General features: G+C 62.0%; 20 protein-coding genes. 9 read left to right on the top strand and 11 right to left on the bottom strand.

The genetic code is table 11. The features are described from left to right. Nucleotides 1–232 precede the first annotated feature (232 nt). The 3 genes from M0D67_RS03695 to M0D67_RS03705 all read right to left on the bottom strand — a co-directional run bounded on the left by M0D67_RS03695 (nt 233) and on the right by M0D67_RS03705 (nt 3,023). Nucleotides 233–853 carry a hemolysin III family protein gene (locus M0D67_RS03695; protein ID WP_093635539.1) on the bottom strand — a complete coding sequence of 207 codons (621 nt, stop codon included), beginning with the start codon at nt 851–853 and terminating at the stop codon, nt 233–235. Nucleotides 854–971: 118 nt separating this feature from the next. Then, entirely contained in the window at nt 972–2,270 is a 1,299-nt protein-coding gene (locus M0D67_RS03700; RefSeq protein WP_154558048.1) for a cytochrome c, read from the bottom strand. Between the two features lie 21 nt (nt 2,271–2,291). Next, nucleotides 2,292–3,023: a cytochrome c gene (locus tag M0D67_RS03705; RefSeq protein ID WP_154558047.1), complete on the bottom strand. Its 732-nt coding sequence runs from the start codon at nt 3,021–3,023 to the stop codon at nt 2,292–2,294. Nucleotides 3,024–3,393: 370 nt separating this feature from the next. Here M0D67_RS03705 and copC point away from each other — a divergent pair, with 370 nt between their 5' ends. Next, nucleotides 3,394–3,771, top strand: a complete 378-nt coding sequence (copC, locus tag M0D67_RS03710) for a copper homeostasis periplasmic binding protein CopC (RefSeq protein ID WP_154558046.1) — start codon at nt 3,394–3,396, stop codon at nt 3,769–3,771. Next, nucleotides 3,768–4,700, top strand: a complete 933-nt coding sequence (locus tag M0D67_RS03715; RefSeq protein WP_154558045.1) for a CopD family protein — start codon at nt 3,768–3,770, stop codon at nt 4,698–4,700. The genes copC and M0D67_RS03715 overlap by 4 nt, the downstream gene beginning before the upstream one ends. Before the next feature lie 85 nt (nt 4,701–4,785). Here the strand turns inward: M0D67_RS03715 and M0D67_RS03720 are convergent, their stop codons facing one another. The 3 genes from M0D67_RS03720 to dgoD form a co-directional block, all read right to left on the bottom strand. Further along, on the bottom strand, nt 4,786–5,046 hold the full coding sequence (locus M0D67_RS03720; protein WP_308112553.1) for a YodC family protein: 261 nt from the start codon (nt 5,044–5,046) through the stop codon (nt 4,786–4,788). After that, nucleotides 5,043–5,345, bottom strand: a complete 303-nt coding sequence (locus M0D67_RS03725; RefSeq protein ID WP_154558043.1) for a hypothetical protein — start codon at nt 5,343–5,345, stop codon at nt 5,043–5,045. The genes M0D67_RS03720 and M0D67_RS03725 overlap by 4 nt, the downstream gene beginning before the upstream one ends. Before the next feature lie 228 nt (nt 5,346–5,573). Then, the gene (dgoD, locus tag M0D67_RS03730) at nt 5,574–6,722 is read right to left on the bottom strand and encodes a galactonate dehydratase (protein ID WP_012434262.1); all 1,149 of its coding nucleotides are present in this window, start codon (nt 6,720–6,722) and stop codon (nt 5,574–5,576) included. Between the two features lie 321 nt (nt 6,723–7,043). Here dgoD and M0D67_RS03735 point away from each other — a divergent pair, with 321 nt between their 5' ends. Then, nucleotides 7,044–7,721 (top strand): FadR/GntR family transcriptional regulator, encoded by a 678-nt coding sequence (locus M0D67_RS03735; RefSeq protein ID WP_233464711.1) that lies wholly within the window; start codon nt 7,044–7,046, stop codon nt 7,719–7,721. A gap of 47 nt (nt 7,722–7,768) precedes the next feature. Here M0D67_RS03735 and M0D67_RS03740 read toward each other — a convergent pair whose 3' ends face one another. Continuing rightward, on the bottom strand, nt 7,769–9,304 hold the full coding sequence (locus tag M0D67_RS03740) for a DHA2 family efflux MFS transporter permease subunit (protein WP_154558042.1): 1,536 nt from the start codon (nt 9,302–9,304) through the stop codon (nt 7,769–7,771). Nucleotides 9,305–9,479: 175 nt separating this feature from the next. Here M0D67_RS03740 and M0D67_RS03745 point away from each other — a divergent pair, with 175 nt between their 5' ends. After that, nucleotides 9,480–9,923 (top strand): MarR family winged helix-turn-helix transcriptional regulator, encoded by a 444-nt coding sequence (locus tag M0D67_RS03745; protein ID WP_154558041.1) that lies wholly within the window; start codon nt 9,480–9,482, stop codon nt 9,921–9,923. Nucleotides 9,924–10,050: 127 nt separating this feature from the next. On the opposite strand, the gene M0D67_RS03750 is transcribed toward M0D67_RS03745, so the two are convergent. Beyond that, nucleotides 10,051–10,380 carry a hypothetical protein gene (locus M0D67_RS03750; RefSeq protein ID WP_154558040.1) on the bottom strand — a complete coding sequence of 110 codons (330 nt, stop codon included), beginning with the start codon at nt 10,378–10,380 and terminating at the stop codon, nt 10,051–10,053. A gap of 386 nt (nt 10,381–10,766) precedes the next feature. On the opposite strand from M0D67_RS03750, the gene M0D67_RS03755 reads away from it, so the two are divergent. Next, complete coding sequence (locus M0D67_RS03755; RefSeq protein ID WP_154558039.1) at nt 10,767–11,006, top strand: DUF2442 domain-containing protein; 240 nt, start codon at nt 10,767–10,769, stop codon at nt 11,004–11,006. A 188-nt stretch (nt 11,007–11,194) separates the two neighbouring features. Here the strand turns inward: M0D67_RS03755 and merR are convergent, their stop codons facing one another. Further along, nucleotides 11,195–11,605 carry an Hg(II)-responsive transcriptional regulator gene (merR, locus tag M0D67_RS03760; protein ID WP_154558038.1) on the bottom strand — a complete coding sequence of 137 codons (411 nt, stop codon included), beginning with the start codon at nt 11,603–11,605 and terminating at the stop codon, nt 11,195–11,197. A 67-nt stretch (nt 11,606–11,672) separates the two neighbouring features. Between merR and M0D67_RS03765 the strand changes: the two genes are divergently transcribed. From M0D67_RS03765 to M0D67_RS03775, 3 genes are read left to right on the top strand one after another with little or no spacing between them, the layout of a single operon-like run. Next, entirely contained in the window at nt 11,673–12,023 is a 351-nt protein-coding gene (locus M0D67_RS03765; RefSeq protein WP_154558037.1) for a mercuric transporter MerT family protein, read from the top strand. A gap of 9 nt (nt 12,024–12,032) precedes the next feature. Then, nucleotides 12,033–12,320, top strand: a complete 288-nt coding sequence (gene merP / locus M0D67_RS03770; RefSeq protein WP_154558036.1) for a mercury resistance system periplasmic binding protein MerP — start codon at nt 12,033–12,035, stop codon at nt 12,318–12,320. Beyond that, nucleotides 12,320–12,532, top strand: coding sequence for a GDCCVxC domain-containing (seleno)protein (locus M0D67_RS03775; RefSeq protein WP_154558035.1), 213 nt, complete (start codon nt 12,320–12,322; stop codon nt 12,530–12,532). The genes merP and M0D67_RS03775 overlap by 1 nt, the downstream gene beginning before the upstream one ends. Before the next feature lie 205 nt (nt 12,533–12,737). On the opposite strand, the gene M0D67_RS03780 is transcribed toward M0D67_RS03775, so the two are convergent. Together M0D67_RS03780 and M0D67_RS03785 are read right to left on the bottom strand one after the other, a co-directional pair. Next, the gene (locus tag M0D67_RS03780; RefSeq protein ID WP_154558034.1) at nt 12,738–13,391 is read right to left on the bottom strand and encodes an NrsF family protein; all 654 of its coding nucleotides are present in this window, start codon (nt 13,389–13,391) and stop codon (nt 12,738–12,740) included. Then, entirely contained in the window at nt 13,388–13,915 is a 528-nt protein-coding gene (locus M0D67_RS03785) for a sigma-70 family RNA polymerase sigma factor (protein ID WP_154558033.1), read from the bottom strand. The genes M0D67_RS03780 and M0D67_RS03785 overlap by 4 nt, the downstream gene beginning before the upstream one ends. 271 nt (nt 13,916–14,186) lie before the next feature. Here M0D67_RS03785 and M0D67_RS03790 point away from each other — a divergent pair, with 271 nt between their 5' ends. Further along, complete coding sequence (locus M0D67_RS03790; protein ID WP_154558707.1) at nt 14,187–14,498, top strand: DUF2282 domain-containing protein; 312 nt, start codon at nt 14,187–14,189, stop codon at nt 14,496–14,498. Nucleotides 14,499–14,503: the final 5 nt, after the last annotated feature.

A 14,503-nucleotide genomic window follows, 5' to 3' on the forward strand; every position in this document is an offset into this window, starting at 1 on the left:
AATGCTCTTTGCAATGCAGTTTCGCGAACGGCACCAGACGGCACCCAATGGACCCAGGCGGGTACCAGCGGGCACAGGCACGGCATGAACACGCCTCTATGGCGCGTTCGAGGCCAAAGCCCAGTTCCGGTCGCAGAGAAATCGGCGGCACGCTCAAATGCGTGCCGAATGCTTCAACGCGCTATGCAGACACGTTGACTGGCCTTAAGTTGCATTTCGCCGCCGTGGGATGTCACGCGACGTAGCGCGCAACACTGACGAATTGACACAGACTGCCCGCCAGTACGAACAGGTGCCAGATACCATGTCCGTGCCGGATGCGCTCGTCGTTGATGAAGAAGTAGATGCCGGCGCTGTAGATGACCCCGCCGGCCACGAGCCAGGCGGTACCCGCTGCCGGTAAAGCTTGAACCAGCGGGCGGACGGCAACGAGCGCGAGCCATCCCATCAAGACATACAGCACCATCGAAACGCTGCGGGTGCGTCGCCCGAGCGTCAGTTCCTGCACGATGCCGAGAGCGGCAAGCCCCCAGCTTACGCCGAATAGCGACCAGCCCCACGGCCCACGCAAAGTGACCAGCGTGAACGGGGTGTAGCTGCCGGCGATCAACAGATAGATCGCCGAATGGTCGCATTTTTGCAGAACCGCTTTGACACGCGGGTTGCGCACGCTGTGGTAGAGCGTCGAGATAGCATACAGCACGAACAGCATCGCACCGTAGACGCTGAAACTCACCACCTTGTACGCGTCGCCGTCGAGCGCGCCCATTGTCACGAGCGTAGCCAGCCCCGCCACCGACAGCACGGCGCCGACGAGATGGGTAATGCTGTTGAAACGCTCACCGACATGCACGGCTCTTTCCTCCTGCGCGGTTTCATAAGGGTTTGTACCCACATGATACCGGTCCTGCAAAAACGAAGGGCGCGGCCGCGTATTCCGCAGGCCGCGCCCCCGGTACATCTAACGCCGCTTAGTCGAGCGGCGCCGAACGCAGATCAGACACTTGCTGTGGCGACACAGCCGTACCATGGTTGCCCCACGACATACGAATGTACGTCACAACAGCGGCCACTTCCGTGTTCGACAGTGCCTGTGCGAACGGCGGCATGCCGTACGGATGCGGGTTGGCTTCCGTGCTCGGCGGGTAGCCGCCGTTCAGCACCATACGGATCGGATTGACCGCCGACGGCATCTGGATCGACTGGTTGTTCGCCAGCGGCGGGAAGGACGGCGGCATACCGAGACCGTTTTCCGCGTGACACTTCGCGCAGTTGTCAGCGTAGATCTTCTGACCTTGCTTCAACAGTTCGCCACCGAACTTTTCCGAGGTCTCGAGCTGCAGCGGTTCCGGCGCTTCGCTCTTCTGCGGAATCGTCTTCAGGTACGTGGCCATCGCGTTGATGTCTTCGTCCGACATGTACTGCAGGCTGTTGTGAACCACTTCAGCCATCGGACCGAACACCGCGCCGCGGTTCGACACACCGGTCTTCAGCAGATCGGCGATGTCTTTGGTTTCCCAGTCGCCGAGGCCGGCTTCCTTGTTCGACGTCAACGACGGCGCATACCAGTTCTGCAGCGGGATCAGGCCGCCGGCAAAAGCAGCCGAGTTGACCGGGCCGCCCATGGCGTTGATCGACGTGTGGCACATACCGCAGTGGCCGAGGCCTTCGATCAGGTACGCGCCACGGTTCCATTCGACCGACTTGGTTGGATCAGCCTTGTACTCGCCTTCGCGGAAGAACAGCGTGCGCCAGCCGATCAGCATGTTGCGCTGGTTGAACGGGAATTTCAGTTCGTGCGGACGGCTCGCCACATTGACCGGCGTGACCGAGCGCAGGTACGCGTAGATCGCGTCCGAGTCGGCGCGCGTGACCTTCGTGTAGCTCGTGAACGGGAAGCCCGGGTACAGCAGGCTGCCGTCTTTCGAACGGCCCGTGTGCATCGCGCGGTAGAAGTCGTCCTGCGTCCACTTGCCGATACCGTACTGGTCGTCAGGCGTGATGTTCGGCGTGAACATCGTGCCGAACGGCGTAGCCATCGGCAGGCCGCCGGCGAACTGCTTGCCGCCGCGCACCGTGTGGCAGGCGATACAGTCGCCGGCGCGGGCGAGGTACTCGCCCTTCTTGATCAGTGCGGCCTGGTCGGCGGGCGTTGCCGCCATGGCCGTGCCGTTATGCAGGTTGTCGCCGCCCGACCACAGGACGGGAACGAGTGCGGCAGCCGCAACGACGACGACTGCCGAGAGGGCGAACAAAGACTTGCGTTTCATTTGAGTGTCTCTCCCGGTGCCTTATTGCGGTTCGCTGCCGCAGGCAAGCGGAGTCTTCAACGAGCGGGCCGGAGCCGGCACGGGGTTTTGTGGAGCCTTTTGCGTGGCAAGCCAGGCAGCGACGGCGTTCACGTCTTCGTCAGTCAGGCGGGTGGCGATGGTGTGCATGCAATCCGGTGCGATGGCATGGCGCGAGCCCGAACGCCATGCGCCCAGTTGCGCGCTCATGTAGTCAGCATGCAGGCCGACCAGACCCGGGATAGCGGGTTCCATGCCGGTCAACGCCTTGCCGTGGCAAGCCGCGCAAGCCGGAATCTGTTTGGATGCGTCGCCGTTCAGGACGATCTGCTGGCCGCGCGCAACGATGGCCGCCGACACGGTCGGCTTGGCCGGCGTGGGGTAGGGCGGGCGTTGCTGCGAGAAGTACGTGGCGATCTGATGAAGGTAGTCGTCCGAGAGATACGTGACGAGGTAGTTCATCGGCGGGTATTTGCGGCGCCCTTCGCGGAAGTTCTGCAACTGGTTGTACAGATAGTCGGCCGGCTTGCCTGCGAGACGCGGGAAGTAGTCGTTGTCGGTACCTTGGCCATGGGAGCCGTGGCAGGCCGTGCAGCCTTGCACGCGCGCTTCCATCGTATCGGGGGCCTTCGGTTGAGTCTGCGCTTTCGCAGCGCTATAGACACCCGCGGAGCCGATCAGCAGAAGGGCAAGCAACGGGCGGAAAATGCGTCTTGAAGACACGCGTAACTCCATCAAAATCGGGGACCTGACCGAACTTCGAGCGGCTCGGTGTGAAGGGCAGCCGGCGCTGCGGCGACGCAGCATTCTATCATCGAAGGCTGATGGTGACTATTTGCCACATTAGAGAAGGTTCCGGGTGTCACGGCGATGCGACAGTTTGACGCGCGTCATCGGCTGGCAAGCGGGGCGGCCATCTCGATTTTTGTCTGCCGGATCACAGACGCACATGTCGTTCCCATGGGCCTGCATAACAAAGCAAGTTGAACCGACGCGCGCACCGGCCATCGAAGCGTACACTTCCGGGCGCGCCGGCGTCCCTCTGACGCGGACGACCATCGGCTCACCGTCTACCGTTTTACTTTCCACAAGCTATCGGCCTTACATGAAGCTATTCAATTTTTCCCGTCCGGCGCTCCGTGCGTTGACGTTCGGCGCCGCGGCGCTGGTCATGACGTCCACGGCTTTCGCGCATGCGCATCTAGTGTCGAGCGAGCCGGCGGCGAACGCCGAAGTGGCCACTGCCACTGAAGTGACGATCCATTTCACCGAGCCGCTCGAACCGGCTTTCAGCCGGATCGAACTCAGCGACGCGAGCGGCAAGCCCGCCGCGCCGACTGCGTCGCAAGTCGACCAAAGTGATGCAAAGGTGATGCACCTGGCGCTGCCGCAGTTGACGGCCGGCCGCTACGCGGTGCACTGGGTCGCCGTTGCCACGGACGGCCACCGTACGCAAGGCAACTTCGCGTTCATCGTCAAATGAGCATGGACGGACTGTGGATCGGGCAGGTCGCGATGGCCGCGCTCATGAATGTCGCGTTTGCGTTTGCCGTCGGTTCGGCGTTGCTCAGCGCCTGGCTCGCCAAGGACGCGCAGAGCAAGATCAACCCCGCACGGCCCGCCTGGTTGCGCGCGCAACGGTCGATGCTGACCGCCACCGTCGTGCTGGTGCTCGCGGATCTGGGCTGGCTGCTGTATCAGGCGGCGTCGATGAGCGGCCTCGCGTTGCCGTCGGCGATTGGCGTGGTGCCGACTGTATTGACGCAAACCCATGTCGGTTACGGCTGGAGCGTGGCGTTCGCCGGCGCGCTGGTGCTGCTGGGCACGGCCATGGCCAATCACACGGGCATGCTGCGCAATGCGCTGCTGTGGCTCGCGGTGATAGCCATCGCGGCGGGCAAGGCGTCGCTCGGACATGCGGCGGATGCCGGCCCGGCCTCGGCGGCGATCGGCATGCAGACGCTGCATGTGCTGGTGACGAGCGTCTGGGGCGGACTGGCGATGGCGGCGGGGCTCGCGGTATTGCCCGCGCTCGGCACGTCGACCGCGCGCGGGATGCTGATCCGCACGGCGACGCAGGTGTCGCACGTATCCGTTGTGGCGGTCGGGTTGGTGCTGCTCACCGGGATCTTCAATGCCGTGCGTGGATCGGGCGGCTCGTTCGAAGCCATCCAGATGAGCACGTGGGGCCATGTGCTGACGCTGAAGCTCGCGCTAGTCGCGCTCGCGCTGGTGCTCGGCGGGCTCAATCGCTTCTCGGCGCTGCCGCGCCTGCGCCGCACGGCCTCGACGATGGACGCGCATACCTTCGTCAACGTGCTCTATCTCGAAGCGCTGGCGATGGTCGGCGTGTTCGTCGCTGCGGCCGTGTTGTCGCACAGCGTGCCGGCATTCGCCGCGTTGGGCAGTTAAGGCTAAAAAAAGCGCCGCACAGCAAAGGCGTGCGGCGCAATACACACGGTCGCCCGGCGGTGGCCGGCTGATCCGTTACTGCCCTTTAGGCGGCGAGCGTGTTGTGCGCCCGTTTCAGCGTCTCTTCCGGAAACATTTCCTGCTGCAGTTCGCCGTCGTTGCCGAACCACTGGCAGATCAACCAGTTGCCCGGCGCGAACAGCACCGGTCCGCTCCAGGTGGCGGTCATCGGACGTCCGCCGGACCTGAGCGTCAGGACGTCGCCGGCTCGGTAGGCAGGTTTCGCGGGGCTCGCAGGTCTCTTTCGCGGTCGCATGATGAGCGTCCGTTCGATGAAACCGATCATTCGAGGCCGAGCCGATGTCCGAGAATCGGCGCGCAGAAGAGCGCGATCGCGCAGCCCGCTGCTTTGCCTTCCAGTTCCGCGCCTGCGGCACGTGAGCTGTACATGTGGGTCAGCAGCTCGAAGAGTTGCGGCAGGCAGTACAGCACCGCGGCAGCGATAAAGCATTTTTCGACCACCGAGATGCGCCAGCCGCGTTCGTACGCGAGCATCGCGCCAATGATGCGAAGCACGCCGAACACCACCAGCGCGCCGACGGCGGCCTGTTCGCGTAGCAGATAGTCTGGAAGGAATTCGCCCATGATGTTCCCCGATGCATTTGTCGTTTTGAATGCATTTGAGCAAGGAGCGGGCCATGCGTATGTCTGATGCCGAACAAACGGCTTGAAAGCCTTTGTGGGTAAGGCTTTGCGGGTGGTGTGACCGCGCCGGCAAAGTGCCGCGAAGGGCGTATTCCGGCCGGTTCGGTCCGGGGTGTTACGTAACTGAGACGGCACACGCTACGTCAGCCGTAACGTGTGCGCCGGCAATTACCATTCCGCGACGCTACCATCCTCATGGCGCCACACCGGATTGCGCCAGCGGTGGCCGACCTTCGCCATCTCGCGCACCTTCTCTTCGTTCACTTCGATGCCGAGGCCCGGGCCTTGCGGAATCGACACGAAGCCGTCTTCGTATTTGAAGACTTCGGGGTTCTTGATGTAGTCGAGCAGGTCGTTGCCCTGGTTGTAGTGAATGCCCAGGCTCTGTTCCTGAATGAACGCGTTGTAGCTCACCGCGTCGATTTGCAGGCAGGTGGCCAAGGCGATCGGGCCGAGCGGGCAGTGCAGCGCGAGCGCGACGTCGTACGCCTCGGCCATCGACGCGATCTTGCGGCACTCGGTGATCCCGCCCGCGTGCGACGCGTCCGGCTGGATGATGTCGACGTAGCCGCCCGACAGGATGTGCTTGAAGTCCCAGCGCGAATACAGACGTTCGCCCAGCGCGATCGGCGTGTTGGTCTGGTTGACGATGTCGCGCAAGGCTTCCGCGTTTTCCGACAACACCGGCTCTTCGATGAAGAGCAGCTTGTACGGGTCGAGTTCCTTGGCCAGCACCTTCGCCATCGGCTTATGCACGCGGCCGTGGAAGTCCACGCCGATGCCGATGTTCGGTCCCACCGCTTCGCGCACGGCGGCGACGTTGTTGATGACGCCTTGCACCTTGTCGAAGGTGTCGATGATCTGCAGCTCTTCGGAGCCGTTCATCTTCACTGCCTTGAAGCCGCGTTCGACCACGGCACGCGCGTTATTCGCGACGTCGCTCGGACGGTCGCCGCCGATCCACGAATACACCTTGATCTTGTCGCGCACCTGGCCGCCGAGCAGCGCATGAATCGGCACGCCATGATGCTTGCCCTTGATGTCCCACAGCGCCTGGTCGACGCCGGCGATCGCGCTCATCGTGATCGGGCCGCCGCGGTAGAAGCCCGAGCGATACATCACCTGCCAGTGGTCTTCGATCAGCAGCGGGTCTTTCCCGATCAGATAGTCGGACAGCTCCTCGACGGCGGCCGCCACGGTGTGCGCGCGGCCCTCGACCACCGGCTCGCCCCAGCCGACGATGCCTTCGTCCGTCTCGATCTTCAGGAAGCACCAGCGCGGCGGAACGATGAAGGTTTCGAGCTTGGTGATTTTCATGGTGTGCGTCTCCTTGCGGCCTGGGTGCCTGCGTGTGCGGACAATTTCGAGGATTCACATGCTACAACAAAAGCGCGAGTAAGTACTATTAATAGTACTATTGGCCAAATGGTGGCCGGGCGTTGGTAAAGATGCCGGCCGGGGCGGCTGGATATTCGCCGGGCGACGGCGACGATGAGGTTGCCGCCGAACGCCGGCCAGCATGCCAACGCCGCAACGGCGCCGAAGCCAGAGGTCGGCGGGTTGAGATGCCGGATAATCGCGGTCGTTCCGGGCTCAGTTCCGATATCAATAGCGCCGAGAGGCTGCTGGGAGAAAGCTATTCAGCACGATCTGCATGGGCGCGTCGCCCATCTGCTGGCGACCGCGATTCTGCGTGGCGACTACGCGCCCGATTCGATCCTGCCGCGCGAGGCGGAGTTGATGGACACCTTCGGCGTGAGTCGGACGGTGTTGCGCGAGGCGCTGCGTACGCTGACGTCGAAAGGGCTGATCGAATCGCGGCCACGGGTGGGCACACGGGTGCGGCCGAAACACGCGTGGAATCTGCTCGATGTCGATGTGCTCGACTGGTATTCGCGCGTCGCCGAGCCGATGGCCTTCGCGCTCAAGCTGCAGGAAATGCGCGAGATGATCGAGCCGTATGCGGCGGGTCTGGCGGCGGCCTCGCATACGGACGGCACCTTCAATGCGCTCGCGGCAGCGCATGCGTCGATGGTCGGGGCGCGTAACGTCGATGAATGGGTGCGCGCCGATCTGCAATTTCATCTGAGCGTGCTGACGGCTTGCAGCAACGAATTGCTGATCCCGCTCGGCACGCTAATCGAGCGCACATTGGAAGCGCAGCTACGCCTGAACGCGAAACGCGCAGACGTGTTCAACGCGTCGCTGGCCGAACACACGGCGGTGTTCGAAGCGATCCGCGACCGTGATGCAACGGCGGCGCGAGACGCAATGGCGGGATTGCTGGGCGTAACGCGAGGAAGAATCGAAGCGTGAGTGTGACGCGAAAGCTGTGCCGCTCCCGCTTGACGCCATCATCGTGCTCAATCCATTGCCGCGTGCGCCACTGATGCATCCGGCGCCTGGCGCGCTGGGCGGATCAACAGCAGCAGCGGAATGACCAGTAGCGTCGCCACGAACATCAGCTTGAAGTCGTTCAGATAGGCGATCATCGACGCCTGCTGCGTGATCGACGCATTCAGCACCGCCAGGTCGTAATTCGAGCCGCTATTGAGCATCGACTGGATTGCCGGATTGAACGGCGTGACATTCGCTGCGAGGTCAGCATGCGAGACCTGCGTGTTGCGGGTCATCAGCGTCTGCACGATCGAAATGCCGATACTGCTGCCGATGTTGCGCATCAGGCTGTACGTCGCAGTGCCGTCGGCGCGCAGTTCGGGCATAAGCGTGGAGAAGGTCAGCGCGCTCAATGGCACGAACACGAGGCCGAGACCAAAGCCCTGCACCACGCCGGGCCAGACGATGTCCGACTCCGACAGCACGATCGTGTAATGCATCATCTGCCACAGTGCGAACGCGGAGATCAGGAAGCCGGCGAGCAGGAGAAGCCGCGCGTCGATCCGCTTCAATAGCCGTCCGGCGAACAGCATCGCGACCATGGTTCCCGCGCCGCTCGGCGCCGTGACGAGGCCCGTGGTCGCGACGGGATAGTTCATCAGGTTTTGCAGCATTGGCGGCAGCAACGCGCGCGTCGCATACATCACCGCGCCGATCACGAAGATGAAGAACGTGCCGGTGGCGAAGTTCGGGTCCTTCAGCAACTCATATTTGAAGAACGATTTCTTGCCGACCGTCGCCGTATGCACGAGGAAGAACGCGAAGCTGATCGCAGCGACCAGCGCCTCGATGACAATCTCATTCGAACCGAACCAGTCGAGTTGCTCGCCGCGGTCGAGCATTGCCTGCAGCGCGCCAATCGCGAGACCCAGGGTGGCAAAGCCGAACGCGTCGAATTTCGCGTCGTGCTTCGGTTCACGCGCGGGCAGGAAGGTCGCTACGCCGAACAGCGCAAACGCGCCGATCGGCACGTTGATGAAAAACACCCAGCGCCAGTTGTAGCTATCGGTGAGCCAGCCGCCGAGCGTCGGCCCGAGAATCGGTCCGACCATCACGCCCATGCCCCACACCGCCATCGCCTGGCCCTGCTTTTCGCGCGGATTGATGTCGAGCAGGATCGACTGCGACAGCGGCACCAGCGAGGCCCCGAAAATCCCCTGCAGCAAACGCGATGCGACGATCTGCGTCAGCGTTTCCGACAAGCCGCATAGCGCCGAGGCCACCGTGAAGCCGCCGATCGAGAAGATCAGCAGCCGCTTGACGCTCAGCCGGTCGGACAGCCAGCCGGTCAGCGGCGTTGCGATCGCGGCCGCGACGATGTACGAGGTCAGCACCCACGTGATCTCATCCTGCGACGCCGACAGCGTGCCCTGCATGTGAGGCAGCGCGACGTTGGCGATGGTGCTGTCGAGCGTCTGGATCAGCGTCGCGAGCATGATCGAGATGGTGATCATCGGCCGATTGAGCCGGGCGGCGCTCGTCGACGCGGAGTCGGTGGACATGGGGGAGTGGGACCTTCGAGATAGTAAGCATGCTTATTATATTGGCTGCAAGCGCATCCGCCCATCAGGATTTATGCGGAGCCTGAATTGCGCCCGTTGCGCCCGTTGCGCCCGTTGCGCCGGTTTTCCGCCCATTTCGACGCTGACAAACGGAAGCCTTTCGTATAATCGGCCCATGACCATCCAACTCGAAGAACGCTTCGGCTTTCTGATTTCCGACGTCGGCCGCCTGACAGGCAAGCGTTTCGACGATCTCGCGAAGTCATCGGTCGATCTGACGCGCGCGCAGTGCCGCGTGCTGGCCAACCTCGCCCATTACGGCGATGTCAATCAGGCGCGCCTCGCGGACCTGCTCGAAGTCGCGCCCATTTCGGCGGGGCGTCTGCTGGACCGGATGGAGGAGGGCGGCTGGATCGAGCGCACGGCCAATCCGGAGGATCGCCGCGAACGCCAGGTGCGCATGACACCGAAGGCCGAGCGCACGCTCGGCAAGGCCCGCAAAGTGGGCGATGAAATCGCGCTCGAAGCGCTGAACGGTTTTACCGACGAAGAAGCGAAGCAGCTCATCGCGCTGCTGCAACGGGTGCGCGGGAATCTCAGCCGGCTGGTGGATCGGTGAGCGTGGGGCTTGTCCGTTTTAGTTGGCGCAGGATCCGGCAAAGATAGTGCGAAGGAGCGAGCGTAAGCCCGCTCCTTTTTCGTTGCGAGCGTTAAAGCCGATGACTCGATTCTGCAAAGTCATCCGCCTATTTGGATTCGGGGGCGGCGCCTGACGGCTGAACCAGTTCGAAGCACGCAGCCTTGGTTTTTGCATCGGCCGGAGACGGGTCGATACATTTGAAGGCGCTCTGATCGCGCTGAACGAAAATCGTATCGGCCGAGCCGGCATTGCCGTGCGCGCCGTTTACTACGGCGACGATTTTGTAGCCGTCCTGCAGCAACGTCGAAAGCGTGATTGGACTGGCGCGCCACTGACTGTCGGGCGGCGTTTGGGCGTTGACGGAGAGTTGCGATGCGGCGGTGAAAAGCGCGACGGATGCGGTGGCCACGGCAAGCGCGGCGGTGCGGAACGTCATCAAGAAACCTCCTTGCAGTTGCTATTTGGAAGACCAAAACAAAAAAGCCGCTGACCTTGCGGATCAGCGGCTTTTTCTTGCAGTTGTGGCGAATCAGGGACTCGCGCCAGATGGCCGGTGAGCCTTGTCCGGCTTGGTTTCGCGGCTGCTAGGATTCTCAGGATAGCAGTTCCGGGTAGCAGTCGCGCATAGTTTTACATTCGGTTTCAGGGACGGTTCCCACTTCGCTTCCTGTCCGGGTAACGAGCCGCCCAAGGCGTACAAGCCCACCCCGGTGATAATTGCCCGAAACACCAGCGCTGGCGCGGGCCTTCTTTCCTGCCTTCTTTCTTGAATGCCGCTCTGCCGCGGTCTATCTTTAAGCTGATTCACTTCAGGAGATGACCATGAACCGCGCTGCGGTGGACGTGCATTTTGACCGCGTGCACATGTTCATCGACATGTCCGACGGCCCCGCCGTTCAATTTCCACTGGACTGGTTTCCCGTGTTGCAGGCCGCCACGGCAGCCGAGCGCGAACACTTTGCCATCTCTCTAGACCATGAGCAGATAATCTGGCCTGAAATAGATGAAGACGTGAACGTTCCAGCGTTGCTTTCATATCGGCCCGAGAACGCGGGTCGCTAGCGTTTCGCTGTTGAGCGTATTCTGCCTGGACCTGCAGCGTACGCGTGTGCGTTCCGATATCACGTCTGTCGGGCGATTCGTCACACCCCGCATACACACGCGGCTCGGGCGTCAATGCCGTGAGCGTCACTGTCGCGCAGGTCTAGCCAAAACATCCGTGTCCGTTCGACGGCGTCAAGCTGACGCGCTCACTGGGTCAGCCCACCGCCGTTCATCAGCGTGTCGATGAGTGGGCACGAAACCTTGCCCTTCGACGTCGAGCAGCGCTGTACCAGTGTTGCCAACGCGGCTTCCAGCATGGACAAATCCTGGATGCGCTGGCGCACATCGACAAGCTTGTGTTCGGCGATAGCGCGCGCGGCGTTGCACGCCTGACCATCGTGCAGAGACAACAGCGCCTCCACCTCATCGAGCGAAAAGCCAAGCGACTGGGACCGCCTGATAAAGCGAAGCCTCGTCAGTACGGCTATCGGGTATCGGCGGATGCCGCCTGCTGGGCGGGGTGGCGCCGGCAGTAACCCGCGACGATGGTAGTACCTCACTGTTTCGATGTTGACCTCTGCCGCTTCAGCCAGTTGTCCGATGGTCATTTCCTGCATGGCGCGCTTGACTCCGTACTTAGGTACGCACCTAGACTAGACTCAACCAGTCCGAAAAGGAAGTGCCATGCGACCTCGCTGGGCCACTACCGGCTCCTTGTTAGCCGGAACCGCTGCCGCATTCGGGGCATCCGCCTGTTGCGCCGGCCCCTTGCTCCTTGTTGTGCTGGGAGTCGGGGGCGCATGGGGCTCGCGCCTGACCGCGTTGCAGCCGTTCCAACCCCTATTTGTCGCCATATCCATCGCGTTTTTCGCGGTCGCTTTTCGCAGGCTCTACACCAGGTCCGAAGAATGTGCGGTGGGCAAAGCCTGCGCGGTGCCTTCGGCGCGACATCGGCAGCGCTTCATTTTCTGGGTCGTGATGCCGGCTGCGCTCGCGCTCATGTCGTTTCCCCTGTATGCGCCGCTCTTCTATTGAGTACCTGCCATGAAGAAATTGATTGCTGTGCTCGTCGCGACGGCGCTGAGTGCATCCACGGCCCTCGCCGAGGGGCTTCGCAAGGTCACCCTTGACGTCACGAACATGGATTGCGCTGTGTGTCCGATTACGGTTCGCAAGGCACTTGAGAAAGTGCCCGGCGTGACCTCGGCAAAGGTCGACTTCGCAAGCAAGCGCGCGGAGGTGGTATTTGACCCGAAGAAGGTTTCGGTCGACGCGTTGACGAACGCCACGACCGATGCCGGCTATCCGTCTCACGTAAAGCAGGTGCAGTGATGGCTGCAGTCGTGCTGGATTCGAGCATCACGTGTCCCGCCTGCGGGCACAGGAAAGACGAGACAATGCCCACCGACGCCTGTGTGTGGTTTTACGAATGCGAGCATTGCAAGGCAGTGGTCAGACCGAAACCCGGGGATTGCTGCGTGTATTGCTCGTACGGTACCAACAGGTGCCCGCCGATGCAGCAGTCTGGCTCCTGCTGCGCCTGACCATGTTCACGCGAATGTGGCTATCACAACGTGACCATTCGACCTGAGTGTTCTCATCAGCACGCGGATGTAAGGGTCCCGTTGCGATGGGTTCATCAGGAAGTGGAAGACGGCGCGGTCATGCCAGACGTCAAGGTGCGCGCGGTACCACTGACTGTATCCGGGGCTTTGGACCGGTACACGTCTTATTCGAATCACCCGCGCGCTAACGCTGCGTTACCCAGCTCAAAAGTCGCTCGCCATACCGGCCGCTCAACGACAGATAAAGCCCGGCGACACCGAGGTTCCACAGCAATATCATCGCGGTGGCGTCGAGCGGGTGGAGAATCGACAAGGCCACGGAAGTCATTGCAGCGACCGCGAGACTTCCTGCCATGATGACCGGGCCTGGCGATAGTCGGGCAACGTGGCGCAGCATAATGAGCATCACGAGCGATAGTGGCATCCCGACTAATACCAACGTGGCAAAGCATTTGGCCGTCTCGCCGATAGACATACCTTCCGGGCCAGTTGTGACCCAGTTAGTCAGGCAGCCGTAGCCAATCGTGGCGACCCAAACGAGCGAGCCCGGGGCGGGTAAAAGAAGCCAGCGGCGCGACATGCCAGGCACGCCGCCAAGAAAAGCACCCGCGGCGGCCAGAACACCCGTTGTCATGGCTGCAGCGACGCCGACGACATAAGGAGGTTGATGCAGTTTGACTGCGATGTCTGCACGTACCCCGTGCGCGATACCGACGAAGAGCATCACAGCTCCCGCAAACAATAACCAGCATGCGGCTCTCGCCGCAGGAGCACGCAGACGCCTGACAGGTGTTACGTCAGCGACCAGGACATCAATCAGGTCGGAGGTTCGGGTCATGATTCGCTACCTTTCTGCCGGAACATTTCCCGTAAATGTTTCATTGCTCGATGTGTAGCTACTTTCAACGCCGCAACCGACATTCCGCTTGCGGCAGCAGCCTCCTGAAGTGACATTTCTTCAAGCTTCAGCATGCGCATCGCGTCGCGCTGGCCGACCGTCAATTGTTCGATAGCTTCCCGTATCAGGCGGGCGTTCACTGCCTCTTCCTGTAGGTTCGCTCCATCAGCAACAAAGGTTTCCAGCTCATTTTCCATTAAAGATTCATGTGAGCAAACGCGTCCACGCCGACGCAGACCGTCGACGATGCGTCTGCTTGCGATGGCGACCAGCCACGGCCCGAATGGGCGGGACGGGTCGTATGTGTTGCGCACTGAGTGCACGGTTAGCAACACGTCCTGAACCGTGTCCTCAATGTCGTCGACATTCCGGATGTGCCGTGAAGCGAGCGCACGAAGATACGGAGTGATGTCTTCGAGCAACCGACGATAGGCATCCTGGTCGCCGGTTTGCGCCTGCGCCATGGCCAGGGACCAGTCCAGCTTGCCATCCGCACGACTGGCCAGTGGCGCAGCCTGCCGGGTCGGCGTGGACGAGCCTCGGCCCTTTCGCTCGGAGCCTTGAAGTGGATGAGGCGGGGGTGGGGGTGGGTGCCGGAGCATGAGGAAATTTTGCTGCGCGGTCGATAGTTTGTCACGCAGAAAAAGTTTGATTGGGCCGTAACCTTTTGCGGCGACTGACCGAACTTCATTAGACGGCCGGAATGCCGGGCCGCAACCCTCAGGAGGAAACGTGATGAATAAACGTGTTATGGCCGCCTCGGCCTTTTCGTCGGCAATCGGGCTGGCACTTGCCATGCAGACGGTACCGCTCCAGGCCCAGACCATGAAGGAAATGCCGAAAGTTGTGAAAGACAACATGGCGAGGATGGCGGCAAACAAACTGGAGAAGTGTTACGGAGTCAACGCCGTATCGAAAAACGACTGCGCTGAAGGCGCACACTCCTGCGCCGGACAAGCGACGCAGGCACGCGACACGAAGTCGTTCGTTCTGTTGCCCGCCGGGGATTGCAGCAAAATCCAGGGCGGCAAGTTGAAGCCAGCTTGAGCAGG

This window comes from Paraburkholderia sp. SECH4 (assembly GCF_030511745.1).
Lineage (GTDB): Bacteria > Pseudomonadota > Gammaproteobacteria > Burkholderiales > Burkholderiaceae > Paraburkholderia > Paraburkholderia madseniana.